This window comes from Streptomyces sp. NPDC048352 (assembly GCF_040651895.1).
In the GTDB taxonomy this organism is placed as follows: Bacteria; Actinomycetota; Actinomycetes; order Streptomycetales; family Streptomycetaceae; genus Streptomyces.
Genome location: NZ_JBEZKZ010000111.1, coordinates 1 through 16881, shown reverse-complemented (window position 1 = coordinate 16881; position 16881 = coordinate 1). Strand labels below are relative to the sequence as shown.

Below are 16881 nucleotides of genomic sequence, written 5' to 3'. Positions count from 1 at the left end.
GAGCCCTTGGACTTCACGTAGCCGTTGATCGACGGCGAGGGGCCGATGAAGCCGATGTCGAGAGAGCCGCCGTTGAGGGCTTCGATCTCGGACGGACCGGCGTTGAAGGACTGCGGCTTGACCTTGGTGCCGTTCAGTTCCTTCTCGATCAGGCCTTCCTGGAGGCCGACCAGGGCGGTCGCGTGGGTCAGGTTCGGGAAGTACCCGATCCGGACCTCGGAGGCCGACAGCTTCTTGTCGCCGGTGGTCGCGGCATTGGTCTTGTCGTCCTCCTTCTTCGCCTCGGATCCGTAGCCGCAGGCCGTGAGGAGGACAGGAAGCGTCGCTGTGACGGCGATGGTGCGCAGGAGGGTGAGCGGTCTTGCGGCAGACACGGAGGTGTCCTTTCACGGGTGGGGTGTTCGAGGAGGCGCGGGGGAGACGACGCGACGTCGGGGCGGTCGGTGCGCAGGGCATCCGCTCCCGGCCGTCGGGGACGGGCTTGCCGTTGTAGGCCGAAGCGAAAGGGTGTCGCGATGCCGCGGGGCGGAGGGCCGGCGAAGGTCCTGCGGGGCGGCGAGGCCGGCCGAGGGGGCCCGGGCCGGCGGCAGACGGAGCGCGGCGTGGCACGTGCACAGCCGTGCGCTTCGCGCGGAGCCTGACTACGGAGAGGGTGTCAGGAAGCGTGACAGATGGAGCTGGACGTACGGACCAGGTCGATGTGTCGGCGGGTGGTGAGAAGGGTCGGCAGATGGCCTGCGCGGGGCGATGTGCTCACGACGGCCACCTCCTTGATCCCTAGTTTTCCCACCGGCTTGGTAGGCATCTTGGCAGACGGTGCCGTCGGCCCCAAGAGGCCGCCCACATGGCGGACGGACCTGTCTTGGCCAGTGAGAAAGCGCAGCTGGCCGGGGGTGGCGGGTGGTTAGGGATTGATCCAGGCGCGGGGAGTCTCGGTCAGCGCGGACACCTCGGCGGGCAGGTGGGACGATGCGACGTCGGCGAGCGTCACACCCTCGAGGATCTCCCGCACGTTGGACCGCAGCGCGATCCACAAGGGGAGCAGCGACTCGGCAGGCCCGGTGTAGGACAGGTCCGGGGGCCGGACCCCGCGCACCGAGACGAGCGGTCCGTCCACGACGCGGATGACATCCGCGATGCTGATGGACTCGGCGGGCTTGGCCAGTCGGTAGCCGCCGTTGCCGCCGCGCTGGCTGAGTACGAGACCGCCCCGGCGCATGTCGTTCAGGATGCCTTCGAGGAACTTGTGCGGGATGTCCTGGGCGTCGGCGATGGCTTCGGCTTTCACCGGCCCGCCCTCCTGTGCCGCCGCGAGCTGCAGCGCAGCACGTACCGCGTAGTCTGCCCTGGCTGAGATCCGCATGGGCACATTATCCCGCACGGCTCCGGCCTGCGTTTGTCAGCCGATCGGTACGGCACCGTCCCCGGCGGTGCCTCGCCTCAGTGGAAGGCCGCTGCCACTGCGCGGTGGGAGCCGTTGAGGTAGTGCTCGCCGATGGAGCGCAGACGGCGCGTGACCGGGTGGTGGGCGGTCAGGGCACGCGCGTTGCGCCAGAAGCGGTCCAGGCCCGGGGCGTCGGCCAGTTCCAGTACCCGCGTGGTGATCTCCAGGGCGGCCTTGGACGTCACGGTCTCGGCCGTGGCGACCAGTGCGGCGACGCTCGCGGGTTCTTCGGCATCGAGGTGGGAACCCGCGTCGAGGGCCCGCCCCGTCACTGCCGTCGCCCGGTGGACGACAGCGGTGGCCGTCTGCGCGGCGGAGGCGAGTTCCCCGTACGTCAGCAGGAGGTCCGGGTCCTCACCGGGCAGGCGGTGTGCGTGGCCGCCCCTGCTGAGGTCGCGGGCCTCGGTCAGGGCGCCCTCGACGATCCCCAGGGCGACGTGGCACAGGGCGAGCCGGAGCGCCGGCTCGGCGAGCGCGGTGAAGGGCGCGGCCGACTCCTCGTCATGCGGCCGGCGTCCCAGCAGCTGCCCGGGCGTGACGGTGACGCGGTCCAGGACGACCTCGCCCGCGCCGGCGACGCGCTGGCCGAGGCGGTCGCGGGCGGGTTCGACGGTCACGCCCCGCGCGCTGCGGGGGATTCGTACGACCAGGATCTCGCCGGTCACGGTGCAGACGGCGTCCAGCACGATCTGGTCGGCGACGGTCACCGCCGTGTCCACCGACCGGCGTCCGCTCAGGAGGTAGCCGGTGTCGCGCGGCCGCAGGGTGAGGTCCGGCGCGTTCGTGTCCTCGTCAGGTGCAGGAGTGCGGACTGCGCCCGTCCACAGCCACTGCTTGCGCAGTGACTCCTCTTCGAGCGCGGTCGCCTGATGGTGATTCGAGTAGAAGCGTCCGCTCCAGGCGTGGACGTAATGACGGGCCAGCAGGGCGCCGACGGAGCTGTCCGCCGCGGCGACCGCCCGTATGACGGCGCATCCGGTGAGCCAGTCCACCCCGCGGCCAGGGCCGGGCGGGGTGAGAGCCGCCAGTAGGCCGGCCTCGTGCAGCCGCGCCTTCTCGTCGATCGGCGGCAGGCCGGCCTGGTCGCGGGCGATGGCGTCCGCGGCGAGGTCGTCCGCCACGTCGCAACCGGCCCGCAGAATCGCGTGGCGCTGCTCCTCGGCTGACCGGGCGCCGACCGTGATCGGTGTCGTCGGCACGGGCGTCACCGACGGACCGGGGTGCCGGGGGAAGGGGTGGGGGCTGGGCGGACCCCGGGGCCATACGGAACGGCGGTGGTCATGTCGGGCTACTCCGGAACGTTGGTGTTGGCCTCGGCCGGTCGCCGGGAGGTAGGGGTGGCGTAGCAGGGGTCCGTGGCACGCCAGGAGTCGCGAACCTCCCCTGGCGAGTCCCCCCGGGATCCCTCCCTTTCCGATCGGATTAATAGGAATACTGTCCGATGTCGTATCCCTCAGCAAGGGCTTGACCGGATAGTGGGCACGCCCGTCTCGAACTCTGAGCTGCCGGGTCGTTCGGGTGGACAGGGCGGTTGCGGCACAGCCCTGCATGCCGACGATCGAATTCCGGTAGCCGGCGGGTGGACGAGAGGCCGAGGCGAAGGCGGCTTCCAGCCGTGCGACGGCCCGGCACAGGCCATTCCGCCGCGCACCGCCGATTTCTACAAGAACGTCGGCCGCCCCTGGGCCACGATCACTCCCCACCATCCCGGTGATGACCAACAGGCCTCTGAGCAGGGGGAATTCCGGCATGTCCGCAAACATCCGCACCACCGCACGACGTACCGCGGCCTGGCGCCGCGCCCTGGCCGCCACCGCGGTTCTCGCATCGACCGGGTCGATCCTCGCCCTCACTCCGGCGCCCGCGCAGGCCGCGCTGCCGGCCCAGTCGATCGCAGACCCGGTGCACTACTGGAACGACGTGCTGCAGGAGGCCTTCCGCAGGACGGGCGGCGGGCCCGTGCCGATGGCGCGGGCGGCGGCGATGATGAACGCCGCGATCTACGACGCGGAGAGCTCGTACCAGCTCAAGTGGAAGGGGCGGATGACCTCCGCCGCCTACATCACGGCCGAGAACTACGCCGGCATCGCCGAGGGGCCCGACGAGGAGGAACGGGTCATCGCTCCAGGCCACACGGGAGGTGTCCAAGGCGCGAGGGCTCACCGTCTACCAGAACGCCCGGCTCTTCGCGCTCGTCTCGATCGCGCTCGCCGACACCGGCATAGCCGTCCGCGATGCGAAGTTCGCCACCCCGATCGACCTGTGGCGCCCGGTCTCCGCGATCCGCGAGGGCGGCCTCGACCCGCAGTGGAAACCGCTCCTGAAGAACAACGCCGGCGTCAACGTCAGCCCCTGCTTCCCCGCCTACGTCTCCGGCCACGCCTCCTTCGGCGCCGCCTGGGCCGGAGTGATGAAGCGGTACTTCGGCAGTGACGACCTCGCCTTCGACCTCACCACCGACGAGCCGCTCGCCCCGGTCAAGACCCGGCACTTCACCAGCTTCAGTGCTGCCGCGAAGGAGGACGCCGACAGCCGGATCTGGCTCGGTGTCCACTTCCCGTGGGACGCCACCGACGGCCTCACCCTCGGCGAACAGGTCGCGAACCAGGTGTTCACCACCCAGCTCCGCACCCTGTAGCGCGCCCTGCGGGGGCGGGCCCGTACCCCGCCCCCGCGGCCGCCGTGGGGCTTGCGGCGCGCCGGCGAAGGAGGGGGCCGGACGTAAGGGAACCGTCATCCCATCCGGCATGGTGGGCAGCCGCCTGAGCGCGTTGAATGCACGTGCGGGGCAGGTCCCGGACGGTGAGAGGGAGCGGTAGTGGACGACAGCAGGCGGCGTGGACGGCTGATCGCCGGGGCGGCGGTGACGACAGTGGCGGTGCTGGGCGCCGGGCTGTACTGGTTCCAGCCGTGGAAGCTCTGGCAGGACGACCGGGTCAGCGAGGCCCCGCCGACGGCCCGGGCCGCCCCACCTGCTGCTTCCTCGCCGGCGCAGGCCCCCGCGAGTCCCCCTCCGGCCCCCGCCGGACCGCAGACCCTGGCCCGGGGATCCCTGATCAGCCACGAACACGCCACCACGGGCACCGTGGAACTCATCCGGCTGCCGGGTGGCTCCCGGACCCTGAGGCTGGCGAACCTGGACACCAGCAACGGTCCCGACCTGCGCGTATGGCTCACCGACGCCCCCGTGAAGGAAGGTGCGGACGGCTGGGGTGTCTTCGACGACGGCAAGCACGTCAGCCTGGGCAAGCTCAAGGGCAACAAGGGCGACCAGAACTACGAGATCCCCGCCGACGTGAACGTCGCGGACTACACCAGCGTCACCATCTGGTGCGACCGGTTCAACGTCTCCTTCGGCGCGGCGGAGCTGACCAGGGCTTGAACCCTCCCAGCCCGGCGCGGTGTTGATCCCGGCCGAGCGGAAAACGCAGATGGAGGCCGTTCTCTCATCCGTGAGAGGACGGCCTCCGTCTGCGTTTTGGGGCCGTGGTGGCCGTGGTGGCCGTGGTGGCCGCGCGGGCCACCAGGACCTCCTATTGGAAATGAAAACGATTTCAGATAACGTCGGCGTCGCACAGAGCCGACGGCAGTCTTGGGAGGAAGTCCGGTGGGACATCTGCTGGTGATCGAAAGCTGGGTGGGGTCGATGAGCGGGCTGCTGCCCAGGGCCATCCGCGAAGAAGGGCACGAGTTCACCTTCGTCACCCGGGATCTGCACCACTACCTGCGCTCGGCCCCCGAGGGCGAGGGGCCGCACCCGCTGCTCGCGGCCCGCAACGTCATCACGGCGGACACCAACGACACGGACGCCCTGCTCGCGCGGCTCGAGGGCCTGCACGCCGTCCTCGGCTTCGACGGGGTGATCTCCTCGTGCGACTACTACCTCCCGGCCGTCGCCCGCGCCGCCCGCCGTCTCGGCCTGCCGGGGCCCGCCCCGGAGTCCGTCGAGGCCGCCTGCCGCAAGGATCTGACGCGCCGGATCCTGGCCGGAGCCGGCGTGCCGGGGCCCCGGTTCGCCCTCTGCGAGGGTGCCGGGGAGGCGGCGGCCGCCGCCCGCGGGATCGGCTACCCGCTCGTCGTGAAGCCGGTGGACCTGTGTGCGGGGATGCTGGTCCGCGCGGTGCGCGACGAGCACGAACTGGAACGCGCCTGCCAGGCCCTCGCGGCGTTCCCGGTCAATGCGCGCGGGCAGGACCGCGCCCCCGTCATCCTGCTCGAGGAGCTGCTCCACGGCCCCGAAGTCAGCGTCGAGACCGTCTCGTTCGGCGGCGCCACCCACGTCGTCGGCGTCACCGACAAGAGCATCGCGGGGGCGCCCGCCTTCATCGAGACCGGTCACATGTTCCCCGCCGGCCTGGAGGAGGCCCTGGCGCAGGAGGCCGCCGGGACCGCGCTGCGGGCGGTCGAGGCGCTGGGCCTGGACCAGGTGGTCTGCCACACCGAGATCAAACTGACCCCCGACGGACCCCGGGTGGTCGAGGTCAACCCCCGCCCGGCCGGCAACCGCATCACCGAACTGGTCCGCCACGTCACGGGCGTGGACCTGGTCGCCGCCTGCGTGGACGTCGCCCTCGGCCGCGTTCCCGGCCTCGCACCGCGACCGACCGGAGTGCGCAGCGCCGCCATCGCCTTCCTCCTGCCCGACAGCGCCGGCACCCTCGCCGGCATCGAGGGGGCGGAGTCCGTCCGCGCCCGCCCCGAGGTGCGCGAGCTCGCCCTCGCCGGACCCGGCCGCACTGTGCGGGCCGCCACCAGCAACAACGAGTACCTCGGGCACGTCATGACCGTCGACACCGGGGGCGGCGGCGCCCGCGCCGCAGCCGAGCGGCTGCTGGCCGGGCTGCGTCCCCGCTACGAGACCTCCCCGGCGGTGCCCGCGTGACCCTGCCGGCCCTGCGCACACCCGCAACGATCCCGGTGGGCGGGCGCCCGCCTGCCGACCCCGCCGTCCGGACCGTCGACCAGCTCTTCGGAGCGGTCCTGGCCGGTGCGTACGGTCCCGATCCCGCCCGCCGGCGGATCTCGCTCGCCTTCACCACCGTCCAGGCCGTCCGCCACGAAGGGCGGAGCAGCGGGTACCGCAACGAGGTGTTGAGCCTGCGCCTCGACGCGGCCGTCGGGTCCTGCGCCGTGGAGCCCGGAGCACTGTCCGCCGACGCCCTCGACGACTGCGTGGGGGCCACCGTCGCCGACCTCCTCGGTCACCCGCTCCTGCCCGTGCGGATCGCGGCCCTCGACGCCTACCTGGGGCACGTCCGCCCGCACACGCCGGACCACGGCGCCCGCCCGTACCCCCTGCCGGCCGGCGGTTCGCTGTGCCGTTCGCGGGCACGGGCCCGCGCCGTCGTCGACCTGGTGTCGGCCGAGGTCTCCCGGTCCGCCGAGCGCCGCCCGGTCCTGGTGGTGGGAGTCGTCAACTCGTTGCTGGAGCAGCTGCGTTCGCGGGGCCTGGACTACCTGGCATGCGACCTCAAGGGCGGTACCACCGAGTGGGGCGAGCCCGTCCTGACCGGCACGGCCGCCGGGCTGGAGCGCTGCGGGGCGATCCTCGCCTCCGGCATGACCCTCGGCAACGGCACCTTCCAGGGCCTGCTCGACCACGCCGCCGCCACCGGCAGACCCCTCGTGATGTTCGCCCAGACCGGCAGCGCCGTCCTGCCCCGATTCCTCGGAGCCGGGGTGAGCGCCGTGTCCGCCGAGCCGTACCCGTTCTTCTGGCTCGACGGCGGCCCCGGCGTCATCCACCGCTACGGAGGCCGTCCGTGACCCTCGCACCCTCCATACACAGGCCGGACGCCGCTGCCGCCGACCCCGGCCTCTCGTCCCTGCTGGGGCGCACGCCCGTCGCCCGCATCCACACCGACCTGCCCCACCCCCATCCCGGGTTCTGGGCCAAGCTCGAAGGCCTCGGCGCCGGCGGGATGAAGGCCCGCGCGGCGATGTCCATGCTGACCGGCGCCCGCCGGCGCGGTGAGCTGCGCCCCGGCGCCCCGGTGGTGGAGTCCACCTCCGGCACCATGGGCGTCGGGCTGGCCTTCGCCGGACAGGCCCTCGGCCACCCCGTCATCCTCGTCGGCGACACCGAACTCGAACCGTCGATGCGGCAGTTGCTGCGCGCCCACGGCGCCCGCCTGGAGCTCGTCGACCGCCCGGCCGCGCACGGCGGATGGCAGGCCGCGCGCATCGCCCGGCTGCGCGAGGTCCTGGACCGGACCGAGGGGGCCTACTGGCCCGATCAGTACAACAACCCGGACAACCCCGCCGGTTACCGGTCGATGGCAGCGGAGCTGATCGGCCAGCTCGACCACGTGGACGTGCTGGTGTGCAGCGTGGGCACCGGCGGGCACAGCGCCGGACTGGCCGGCCCGCTGCGCCGTCGGTGGCCCCGGCTGAAGGTGATCGGCGTCGACTCCGTCGGCTCCGCCATCTTCGGCCAGCCCGCGCGGCCGCGCCTGATGCGCGGACTGGGCAGCAGCATCCACCCCGCCAACGTCCGCCACGGTGCGTTCGACGAGGTGCACTGGGTGGGACCCGCCGAAGCCGTCGACGCCTGCCGGCGGCTCGCTCGCGGCAGCTTCGTCAGCGGCGGCTGGAGCACCGGCGCCGTCGCCCTCGTCTCCGCGTGGGCGGCCCGGGCCGAGCCGGGAGCCGTCGTCGCCACCGTCTTCCCCGACGGCCCGCACCGCTACCTCGGCACCGTCTACGACGACGACTTCTGCCTCGCCCACGGACTGACGACCACGGTCCCGGCCCGCCGCCCGCTGGAGATCCCGCACCCGGGCGCGGCAGAGGCCCTCGGCTGGGCCCGCTGCCGCACCGTCCGCGACCCCGTCGCCGCACCGCTCGCCGCGCCCCGCAGCGCGTCCCCCGCTGCTCACGATCCGGCCCCCGGAGGCGCCGCATGAGACTCACCTGGCACACCGCCTCGCTGGAACTGGCGGAGCCGCTGCGCATCTCCCGCTCCGTGATGGCCCGCCGCGACGCCGTCCGGGTCACCCTTGGGCACGAGGGGCTGTGCGGTTGGGGGGAGGCCGTCAGCAGCGCCTACCTCAGGCTGCCCACCGAGCGCGTCCTGCGCCACCTGAGCGCCGTACGCCCGGAGATCGAGCGCCTGCCGGACCCCGAGACCGCCTGGGCCGAGCTCGCCCCGGCCGGACCCGTCGGCGCCGGACTGCCCGCCGGAGTCCTCGCCGCGGTCGAGGCGGCCGTACTGGACCTCACCGGCAAGCGGGCGGGTGAACCCGCCCACCGGCTCCTCGGCAACCCCGTGCCCCCGTCGGCGGCCACGGCCCGCACCATCGGTATCGTCCCGCCCACCGCCGCCGCCGGCCAGGCCGGCCGGCTCGCCGCAGCCGGGTTCACCGTCCTGAAGGTCAAGGCGGGGTCCCCCGACCCGGCCGAAGACCTCGCACGCGTCGAGGCCGTCCGCGAAGGAGCGCCCGGCGCCGACCTGCTGCTCGACCCCAACGGAGCCTGGACCGAAGACCGCGCCCACGCCCTGCTGCCCCGCTTCGCCGCCCTCGGCGTCACCGCCGTGGAGCAGCCCGTCGCGGCCGGCCGGCCCGAGGTCCTGGCCCGGGTCGCGGCCGCCTCCCCGATCCCGGTGATCGCCGACGAGGACGCCGTCTCGTACGAGGACGCCGCGGCCCTCGCCGGCCGGGTCCACGGCGTCAACGTCAAGCTCGCCAAGTGCGGCGGCGTGCGCGCCGCGCTGCGCATCCACGCCGCGCTGCACGGCAGCGGCACCGACCTCATGCTGGGCTGCCTGACGGCCAGTTCGCTGGGCATCGCCCCCGCCGTCCACCTCGTCGACCGGGCCCGCTGGGTCGACCTCGACGGCCACCTGCTCCTCGCCCACGACCCGTGGGCCGGGATCGGCGGCGCCGACGGCACCGTACGCCCCGCCCCGCGCGGCGGCCTGGGAGTCGTGCCCCGCGCCGCCATACCCGGGGGAGCCGCACGGTGAGCACCCTCGCAGCGGTGCGCGGCTTCCCGCCGGCCGTACGGCTCCTGCTGGTCAACCAGCTCGGCGTCAACACGGGCTTCTACCTGCTCATCCCGTACCTGGCCACCCACCTCACCGACGACCTCGGGCTGTCGGCGGCGCTGGTCGGCCTGGTCCTGGGCCTGCGCAACCTCAGCCAGCAGGGGCTGTTCCTGATCGGTGGCTCAGCCGCCGACCGCCTCGGGGCCCGCGGCGTGATCATCGCGGGCTGCGGACTGCGCACCCTCGGCTTCGCCCTGTTCGCCCTGGGCGACGCGCTGCCCGTACTGATCGCCGCCTCGGTGCTGAGCGGGCTGGCCGGCGCCCTGTTCAACCCGGCCGTACGGACCTACGTCGCCCAGGAGGCGGGGGAGCACAAGGCCGAGGCGTTCGCCCTGTTCAACGTGTTCGCCACCGCCGGCGCGCTGCTCGGGCCGCTGCTGGGCGGCCTCCTGCTGTTCGGCGGCTTCCGGGCGGCGGCGCTCACCGCGGCGGGCGTGTTCGCCCTGCTCACCCTCGCGCAGGCCGCCGCCCTGCCCGCCCGCGCGGTGCCGCGGCCCGCCGGCTCCGTTCTCGGCGACTGGCGGGAGGTGGCGGGCAACCGCCGCTTCGCGGCCTTCGCCCTGGCCATGGTCGGCATGTACGGCATGGAGAGCCAGCTCTACCTGCTGCTCCCGCACGCCGCACGGCACGCCACCGGTTGGGCGGGTGCCGTCGGGCTGCTGTTCGCCGCCGGGACGCTCGCCAACCTCCTGTTCCAGCTCCGCCTCACCCGCCGGCTGTGCGCACGCGGCGGCGGCCGCGGCCGCTGGATCGCCGCCGGGCTCGCCGTCAGCGCCCTCGGCTTCCTGCCGCCGATGTACGCGGCGGGCGCCGCAGGGGAGCACCCGGCGCGGCTGCTGCCGGTCCTGGCCGGGGCCCTGTTGCTGCACCTCGGCTTGATGACCGCCCAGCCGTTCGTCCTGGAGCTCGTCCCCGCATTCGGCCGCGCCGAACTCACCGGCACCTCCTACGGCCTGTTCTACGCCGTGTCCGGCGTGGCCGCCGCGGGCGCCGGCACCGGTGTCGGCTGGGCGATGGACACCGCCGCCGACGGCGGACCGGCGTGGCTCCCGTACGCCTGCTGCACGACCCTCGGCCTCGCCTCGGCGGCCGCCGTCACGATGCTGCACCGCCGCCGCTCCCTGCCCAACGCCCCGTACCCCCAGCCCTCCCCGAGCGGGGCCCGATGAGCACCGGCAACCTCCTCACCGACCACCCCGAGCTCTACGAAGAGCGCTTCCCCGACCCCGACCGCCTCGCCGCACGCTGGGCCGAGGACACCCTGCGCCGGTACGGGGCGGGGCCCCGGGTCCTGGACATCGGCTGCGGCACCGGCCGGGACGCCGCCTGGCTGCACCGGCACGCGGGGCGCCGCGTCACCGGCATCGACACCGCCGCGGCCATGCTCGACCACGCCCGCCGCCGGCACCCCGGCCCGGACTACCACCGCGCCGACCTGCGGGACTTCGCCCTCGGCCGCACCTTCGACGCCGTCCTGTGCCTGGACAGCGCCCTGCTGTACTGCCACACCAACGACGACCTCACCGCGTGCCTCGCCGCCTGCCGCCGCCACCTGGCACCCGGCGGGCTGCTCGTCGCCGAGATGCGCAACGGGTCCTACTTCCTCGGCAACACCGAGTCCCTCGACGGACCGCGCACCGCCTCCTTCGACTGGCACGGCACCACGTACACCTCCCGCACCACCCTGTGGATCGACCACGGCGCACAACTGCTGCGCCGCCGGCGCACCTGGAACGCGGAAGACGGCGGCCCGTCCGAGGAGGAGCGGGAGCAGCACTCCGCCTGGCGGCTGCTGTTCCCCCAGGAACTGCGGTACTTCCTCACCGCTGCCGGCTTCGAGGTACTGGCTCTGCACGACGGCCCCGGCCCGCGCACCGACCCCCCGTGGCGCGAAGGCGACTGCCCGCACGGCACCACGAGCTCCGACCGCCTGCACCTCGTCGCCCGCCTCGCCCACCAGACGCACCCCGAGCACAGCAACGGAGACACCACACCGTGAACAGCCCCCGCTCCGGCCTCGCCCGTCGAGGCTTCCTCCTGGCCACCGCCACGGCCACCGCCGCCCTCGTCGGCGGCTGCGCCGGCGACACCGGGCAGACCGCCGACGCCGAGAACCCCGGCGAAGCCGGCACCCCCCGGCGCGGCGGCACCCTGCGCGCCGTCTTCGCGGGCGGCGGTGCGGGCGAGACCCTCGACCCGCACGCCGCCAACCTGTTCGTCGACGCCGCCCGCGCTAAGGCCCTCTACGACAAGCTCGCCGACTTCGGCTCCGACCTCGCCCCCGTACCGCGGCTCGCCGAGCGGTGGGAGCCCAACGCCGCCCTCGACACCTGGACGATCACCCTCCGTAAGGCGTCCTTCCACGACGGCCGCCCGGTCACCGCCCAGGACGTCCTCTACAGCTACCGCCGGATCGCCGACCCCGAGGGCACCTTCCGCGCCAAGGCCTCGCTCGAGCCCATCGACCTCCACGCGAGCCGGGCCGTGGACGCCGCCACCGTCGAGTTCAGGCTGAAGCGCCCGTACGCGGAATTCCCCAACGTGCTCGCCGCGTTCGGCGCCCACATCGTTCCCGAGGGCACCACCTCCTTCGACCGGCCGGTCGGCTCCGGCCCGTTCACCTTCGGCTCCTTCACCCCCGGCACGTCGCTGCTGGTCAAGCGGAACGACGCCTACTGGGAGGGCGCACCCCCTCTCGACCGGGTCGAGTTCCTCGTCGCCTCGGAGGAGTCCGCCCGCGTCACCGCGCTGCTGGGCGGCCAGGTCCAGTACGCCCACGAGCTCAGCCCCGCCACCGCCCGCACCCACGAGGGCAAGGGGAGGATCGAGGTCATCCGGCTGCCCGGCAGCTCCATGCAGGGCTTCGTGATGAAGACCGACCGGCCGCCCTTCGACGACAAGCGGGTCCGTCAGGCGTTCTTCCTCATCGCCGACCGCCGGGAACTCGTCGACGGCGCCCTCTCCGGCGCCGGCGAGATCGGGAACGACCTCTTCGGCAAGGGCTACCGGTACTACGCCTCCGGCCTGCCGCAGCGCACCCGGGACCTCGACCGGGCCCGCGCCCTCCTGAAGGAGGCCGGCGCCGAGCACCTCAGGGTCACCCTCGACACCGCCCCCGCCGCCACCGGCTTCATCGAGGCCGCCGGGATCTTCAAGGAGCAGGCCGCCAAGGCCGGGGTCACCGTCGAGGTGAAGGTCGGCAACAAGGACACGTACTGGAAGGACATCCTGGACAACGGGACCTTCGCCTCCTACCGGTCGGGGTCCATGCCCATCGAGTCCCACGTCTCGCAGCGGCTGCTCAGCGGGTCCACCACCAACGCCACCAAGTGGCGGCACAAGGACTTCGACGACCTGTACCAGCAGGCCCAGTCCACCCGCGACGAGCAGGAGCGGGCCGCCCTCTACGAGCGGATGCAGCGCCGCCTGCACGACGAGGGCGGCTTCCTGATCTGGGGCTTCTCCGACTGGATCGTCGCCACCGCACCCACCGTGCACGGCGTCTCCGCGCAGGCCCCCGCCAACACCCTCGACTGGGCCCGCTTCGACAGGGTCTGGCTCGCGTGACGGGACGGCTCACCTGGGCCGGCCGCCGCCTGCTCCTCGGCGTCGGGCAGACGGCGGCCGTCGTCCTGTTCGTGTTCGTGCTCACCGAAGCCCTGCCCGGGGACGCGGCCGTCGCCCTGGCCGGCGACCAGCCCGACGCCGAACGCATCGCCCGGATCCGCGCGGCCCTGGCCCTGGACCGGCCGGCCGCCGAACGCTTCCTGGACTGGGCCGGCGGACTCCTCCACGGCGACCTCGGCACCTCCCTGGTCAGCGGGCGGCCCGTCTCCGCCCACCTGTCCGGCGGCCTCGGCCCCACCGTGCTGCTCGCATGCGCCACCCTCCTCGTGCGGCTGCCGCTGTCGGCCGGCCTCGGCATGCTGAGCGCCCGCCGCGAGGGCGGCCCGCTGGACCGTACCCTCAGCGCCCTGACCCTGACCGTGCACTCCGTACCCGAATTCGCCCTCGGTGTGCTGCTGGCCACCCTGTTCGGGCTGTGGCTGGGCTGGCTGCCGCCCACCGCCGTCGGAGCGGACCCGCTGGCCGAGCCGGCCGTACTCGTCCTGCCCGTCCTCGTACTGGTCTCCCGGCCCCTGTGCACCCTCAGCCGCCTGGTGCGGGCCGGGATGATCGACGCGATGGCCTCGCCGTACGTCGCCCAGGCCCTGCGGTACGGCGTCGGCGGCGCGCGAGTCCGCTGGACGCACGCCCTGCCGGGCGCCGTCGCCCCGGCCGCCCAGCAACTGGCCCGGACCTGCGACTGGCTGCTGAGCGGGGTCATCGTCGTCGAGGCCCTCTTCGTCATCCCGGGCCTGGGGACCGTGCTCGTCGACGCCGTCGCCGCCCGGGACGTGCCCGTCGTCCAGGGCATGGCCGTCGTCTTCGGCGTGGTCACCGTCCTGGCCAACCTGGGCGCCGACCTCGTAGCCCGCCGGTTCGCCCCCCGGGCGGTGACGGCCGCATGAGGCGCGACGTGCCCAGGTACGCGCTCGCCGTGGCGCTCATCGCCGTCGCCCTGCTGCCGGCCGCCCTCGGACCCCTGTTCGCCGGACCCGCGGGGCCCCGGTCCGTCTCCTTCGCCTCGGGCGCCGGGCACTGGCTGGGCACCGACTTCAGCGGCCGGGACGTCTGGCGGCAGGTCCTGCTCGGCGGCCGCTCCGTGGTCCTCGTGGCGCTGGCCGCCACCGTCCTCGCCTACCTGGTGGCCGTACCGCTCGGGCTGACCGCCGCACTCACCCACCGCGCCTGGCTGGAGGACGCCCTCATGCGGCCCCTCGACGTACTGATCGCCGTGCCGTCGCTCCTGCTGGTGCTGCTGGTGGCGGCGACCCTCACCCCGGGGCCCGCCGGACTGGCGGCCCTGGTCGGGCTGGCCGCCGTCCCCGACGCCGCACGGATCGTGCACGCGGCGGCGGCCGAGACCGCCTCCCGGCCCGCCGTCGAGGCGCTGCGGATGCAGGGCGAGTCCTGGTGGCGTACGGCGTTCGGCTACGTGGCCCGCTCCATGCGCCGCACTCTCGCCGCCGATGCGGGGATCCGGCTGACGGGCGCCCTCTACCTGGTGGCCACGGCCGCGTTCCTCGGGATCGGGGTCGAGCCGGACGCCGCCGACTGGGCGGTGATGGTGGACCGCAACCGCACGGGTCTGTTCCTCCAGCCGTGGGCCGTCGTGGTGCCGGCCCTCCTCATCGCGGCCCTCTCGACGGGCACCAACCTGCTCTTCGACGCCGCCCTGCGCAGACCGCGAAGGCCGAAGGGAAAGGAGGCCGTGGATGGATCCGGTCGCTGAAGTGGACGGACTGCGCGTCGAGGTGGCAGGCGTGACCCTCGTCGACGGGGTGAGCCTCACGGCTCGCGCCGGCCGGATCACGGCCCTCGTCGGGCCCTCGGGCAGCGGCAAGACCACCACGGGACGCGCCCTGCTCGGCGAGTTCCCGCCCGGCGCCCGGGTCGGCGGCCGGATCCGCACCCCCGGGCCCGGCGCCGTCGGCTACGTGCCCCAGCACCCGGCTGCCGTCCTCAACCCCGCCCGCCGCGCCGGAGCCCTCCTGCGGGACGTCGCAGCCCTGACGGGCGGAACCCGCCGCCAGATCCGCGACCGCGTCGAGGACGCCCTGCGCCTGGCCCAGCTGCCCGACCCCGCGATGGTGCTGCGCCGCTACCCGCACCAGCTCTCCGGCGGACAGCAGCAGCGGGTCGTCCTCGCACAGGCACTCCTGCTGGGGGCCGGGCTGATCGTCGCCGACGAACCCACCACGGGCCAGGACCCGGCCACCCGACAGGGCGTCGTCCAGGCGCTGGCCGACGCCGCCGGGCAGGGCGTCGCGGTGGTCCTGCTCAGCCATGACTGGGACGCCGTACGGGAGTTGGCCGACGAAGCCGTCCTGCTGAGGGCCGGCCGGGTCGTGGACCGGGCACCGGCCGACGCGGTGCTGCCCGCCCTCCCGCGGCCCGTGCCCCCCGCACCGCGGACCGCCCCACGGTCCGGCGGGACGCGCTTGGAGGCGCGGGGCGTGACCGCCCGGCACCGGACCGCGCGCGGAACCGTACCCGTGCTGCACGGTGTCACGGTGTCCGTGGCGCCGGGGGAGTGCCTGGCCGTGACCGGCCGCTCCGGCGGCGGGAAGACGACCCTGGGCCGCTGCCTGGCCGGACTGCACCCCGCGTACGACGGCGCGGTCCTGCTCGACGGGGCCAGGCTGCCGCGCAGCCTCCGCGACCGCGACCGCGCGGAACTGGCCGCCGTGCAGTACGTGTTCCAGGACGCCAAGGCGGCCTTCGACGAGCACCGGCCGGTCCTCGGCCAGGTGGCCCGCACGGCCGTCCGGCTGCGCGGCGCCGACCCGGACGCGGCCCGCCGGGCAGCCGTACGCACGCTGGCGGAGCTCGGACTCCCCGAGGACCTCGCGCTGCGCCGCCCCGGCGCTCTGTCCGGCGGCGAACTCCAGCGCGCCGCCCTGGCCCGCGCCCTGCTCGCCGAACCCGAGGTCCTGGTCTGCGACGAGATCACCTCGGGCCTCGACCCCACGACCCGCGACGTGATCCTCGCCCACCTGGCCGGACTCCGCGACCGGACGGGACTCGGCCTGGTGTTCATCACCCACGACCGGGCGGCGGCCGACACCCTGGCCGACCGCACCGCGGTCCTGGACGCCGGCCGCCTGATCACCTGCGGGTAGACACCGCCGCCCCGACCGACCGACCCGCCCGCTCACGCCGGCCCGTGTCGGCGGCTACATCGAGCCCCGGCGCCGAGCCGCTGTGGGACGGCCTGAACGAGGTCAGGAATGGATCGCACTCCAACCCTGCGCGCCGGGCGGCGGGCCCCTCCGCCCCCCCGGGGCACTACCGGCTACGGCGCCAGGGTGAAAGAAGCGGTCAGGGTGACGGCTTCGCCGCCTCCGGCGGGGGTGGCCCAGTCGTTCCACCGGCCCGCACTGTAATCACCGTCGCGTTCGATGATGGAGTCGTCGGCTCGTACGGCGAAGACGTGGTTCACGTTGTTGGCCGCGGCGGAGGTCAGGCGCTTGAGGTTGCCGCCGCCGCCGCTCCACCAGCCGTTCCAGAACCCTTGGTCGAAGTCGCCGTCGGTGTTGTACCAGTTCCCGTCGCGGCCGATGGCTCCGAGGTGCACGGTGTTGTCGGTGGCGGATGCGGTGATGTCGACCCCCTGGAAGCCTCCCGGGGGACCGGCGGCGCCCCATCCGCTCCAGCGGCCGGTCGTGTAGTTGGCGTCCAGTTCGAGGATTTGGTCGTTGGTGTCGATGGCGTAGATGTGGTTGACGTGGTCGGTGGTGGTCGTGCTGGTGACGCGCTTGAGGCCGTTGCCTCCGTGGTCGGTCCA

At 74.0% G+C, this 16881-nt stretch carries 16 protein-coding genes and 1 pseudogene; 12 read left to right on the top strand and 5 right to left on the bottom strand.

Translation table 11 applies throughout. The features are described 5' to 3' along the window. From AB0D45_RS32650 to AB0D45_RS32635, 4 genes are all read right to left on the bottom strand, one after another. On the bottom strand, positions 1 to 374 hold a 374-nt coding region (locus AB0D45_RS32650; protein WP_362465891.1), incomplete at its 3' end, for an ABC transporter substrate-binding protein. Between the two features lie 281 nt (positions 375 to 655). Next, a complete protein-coding gene (locus AB0D45_RS32645; RefSeq protein ID WP_362465888.1) occupies positions 656 to 805 on the bottom strand; it encodes a putative leader peptide in 150 nt (49 codons plus the stop codon). Positions 806 to 904: 99 nt separating this feature from the next. Continuing rightward, positions 905 to 1363, bottom strand: a complete 459-nt coding sequence (locus tag AB0D45_RS32640; RefSeq protein WP_361608719.1) for an Rrf2 family transcriptional regulator — start codon at positions 1361 to 1363, stop codon at positions 905 to 907. A 77-nt stretch (positions 1364 to 1440) separates the two neighbouring features. Next, the gene (locus AB0D45_RS32635) at positions 1441 to 2643 is read right to left on the bottom strand and encodes an acyl-CoA dehydrogenase (protein WP_362465885.1); all 1203 of its coding nucleotides are present in this window, start codon (positions 2641 to 2643) and stop codon (positions 1441 to 1443) included. Between the two features lie 941 nt (positions 2644 to 3584). Between AB0D45_RS32635 and AB0D45_RS32630 the strand changes: the two genes are divergently transcribed. From AB0D45_RS32630 to AB0D45_RS32575, 12 genes are all read left to right on the top strand, one after another. Continuing rightward, a complete protein-coding gene (locus AB0D45_RS32630; protein ID WP_362465882.1) occupies positions 3585 to 4082 on the top strand; it encodes a vanadium-dependent haloperoxidase in 498 nt (165 codons plus the stop codon). Positions 4083 to 4262: 180 nt separating this feature from the next. After that, positions 4263 to 4826 carry a DM13 domain-containing protein gene (locus AB0D45_RS32625; RefSeq protein WP_362465879.1) on the top strand — a complete coding sequence of 188 codons (564 nt, stop codon included), beginning with the start codon at positions 4263 to 4265 and terminating at the stop codon, positions 4824 to 4826. A 225-nt stretch (positions 4827 to 5051) separates the two neighbouring features. Beyond that, positions 5052 to 6326 (top strand): ATP-grasp domain-containing protein, encoded by a 1275-nt coding sequence (locus AB0D45_RS32620; RefSeq protein ID WP_362465876.1) that lies wholly within the window; start codon positions 5052 to 5054, stop codon positions 6324 to 6326. 98 nt (positions 6327 to 6424) lie between these two features. Beyond that, complete coding sequence (locus AB0D45_RS32615; protein ID WP_362465894.1) at positions 6425 to 7210, top strand: DUF364 domain-containing protein; 786 nt, start codon at positions 6425 to 6427, stop codon at positions 7208 to 7210. Next, positions 7207 to 8349 (top strand): pyridoxal-phosphate dependent enzyme, encoded by a 1143-nt coding sequence (locus AB0D45_RS32610; protein ID WP_362465873.1) that lies wholly within the window; start codon positions 7207 to 7209, stop codon positions 8347 to 8349. Before AB0D45_RS32615 ends, AB0D45_RS32610 begins: the two co-directional genes overlap by 4 nt. Continuing rightward, complete coding sequence (locus tag AB0D45_RS32605) at positions 8346 to 9410, top strand: dipeptide epimerase (protein ID WP_362465872.1); 1065 nt, start codon at positions 8346 to 8348, stop codon at positions 9408 to 9410. The genes AB0D45_RS32610 and AB0D45_RS32605 overlap by 4 nt, the downstream gene beginning before the upstream one ends. After that, positions 9407 to 10660, top strand: a complete 1254-nt coding sequence (locus tag AB0D45_RS32600) for an MFS transporter (RefSeq protein WP_362465869.1) — start codon at positions 9407 to 9409, stop codon at positions 10658 to 10660. The genes AB0D45_RS32605 and AB0D45_RS32600 overlap by 4 nt, the downstream gene beginning before the upstream one ends. Next, a complete protein-coding gene (locus tag AB0D45_RS32595; RefSeq protein WP_362465867.1) occupies positions 10657 to 11490 on the top strand; it encodes a class I SAM-dependent methyltransferase in 834 nt (277 codons plus the stop codon). Before AB0D45_RS32600 ends, AB0D45_RS32595 begins: the two co-directional genes overlap by 4 nt. Then, the gene (locus AB0D45_RS32590; protein ID WP_362465864.1) at positions 11487 to 13058 is read left to right on the top strand and encodes an ABC transporter substrate-binding protein; all 1572 of its coding nucleotides are present in this window, start codon (positions 11487 to 11489) and stop codon (positions 13056 to 13058) included. Before AB0D45_RS32595 ends, AB0D45_RS32590 begins: the two co-directional genes overlap by 4 nt. Then, entirely contained in the window at positions 13055 to 14002 is a 948-nt protein-coding gene (locus AB0D45_RS32585; protein WP_362465861.1) for an ABC transporter permease, read from the top strand. Before AB0D45_RS32590 ends, AB0D45_RS32585 begins: the two co-directional genes overlap by 4 nt. Beyond that, positions 13999 to 14826 carry an ABC transporter permease subunit gene (locus tag AB0D45_RS32580; RefSeq protein WP_362465858.1) on the top strand — a complete coding sequence of 276 codons (828 nt, stop codon included), beginning with the start codon at positions 13999 to 14001 and terminating at the stop codon, positions 14824 to 14826. The genes AB0D45_RS32585 and AB0D45_RS32580 overlap by 4 nt, the downstream gene beginning before the upstream one ends. Further along, positions 14810 to 16216 carry an ATP-binding cassette domain-containing protein gene (locus tag AB0D45_RS32575; RefSeq protein WP_362465855.1) on the top strand — a complete coding sequence of 469 codons (1407 nt, stop codon included), beginning with the start codon at positions 14810 to 14812 and terminating at the stop codon, positions 16214 to 16216. The genes AB0D45_RS32580 and AB0D45_RS32575 overlap by 17 nt, the downstream gene beginning before the upstream one ends. A 173-nt stretch (positions 16217 to 16389) precedes the next feature. Here the strand turns inward: AB0D45_RS32575 and AB0D45_RS32570 are convergent. Continuing rightward, a pseudogene (locus AB0D45_RS32570) lies at positions 16390 to 16881 on the bottom strand (hypothetical protein); the annotation flags it as partial.

What these genes read in the sequence shown, in the direction of transcription:
- AB0D45_RS32645 (WP_362465888.1), bottom strand. Translation starts at nt 805, where the DNA reads ATGCCTACCAAGCCGGTGGGAAAACTAGGGATCAAGGAGGTGGCCGTC.
- AB0D45_RS32640 (WP_361608719.1), bottom strand. Translation starts at nt 1,363, where the DNA reads ATGCGGATCTCAGCCAGGGCAGACTACGCGGTACGTGCTGCGCTGCAG.
- AB0D45_RS32605 (WP_362465872.1), top strand. Translation starts at nt 8,346, where the DNA reads ATGAGACTCACCTGGCACACCGCCTCGCTGGAACTGGCGGAGCCGCTG.
- AB0D45_RS32595 (WP_362465867.1), top strand. Translation starts at nt 10,657, where the DNA reads ATGAGCACCGGCAACCTCCTCACCGACCACCCCGAGCTCTACGAAGAG.
- AB0D45_RS32580 (WP_362465858.1), top strand. Translation starts at nt 13,999, where the DNA reads ATGAGGCGCGACGTGCCCAGGTACGCGCTCGCCGTGGCGCTCATCGCC.
- AB0D45_RS32575 (WP_362465855.1), top strand. Translation starts at nt 14,810, where the DNA reads ATGGATCCGGTCGCTGAAGTGGACGGACTGCGCGTCGAGGTGGCAGGC.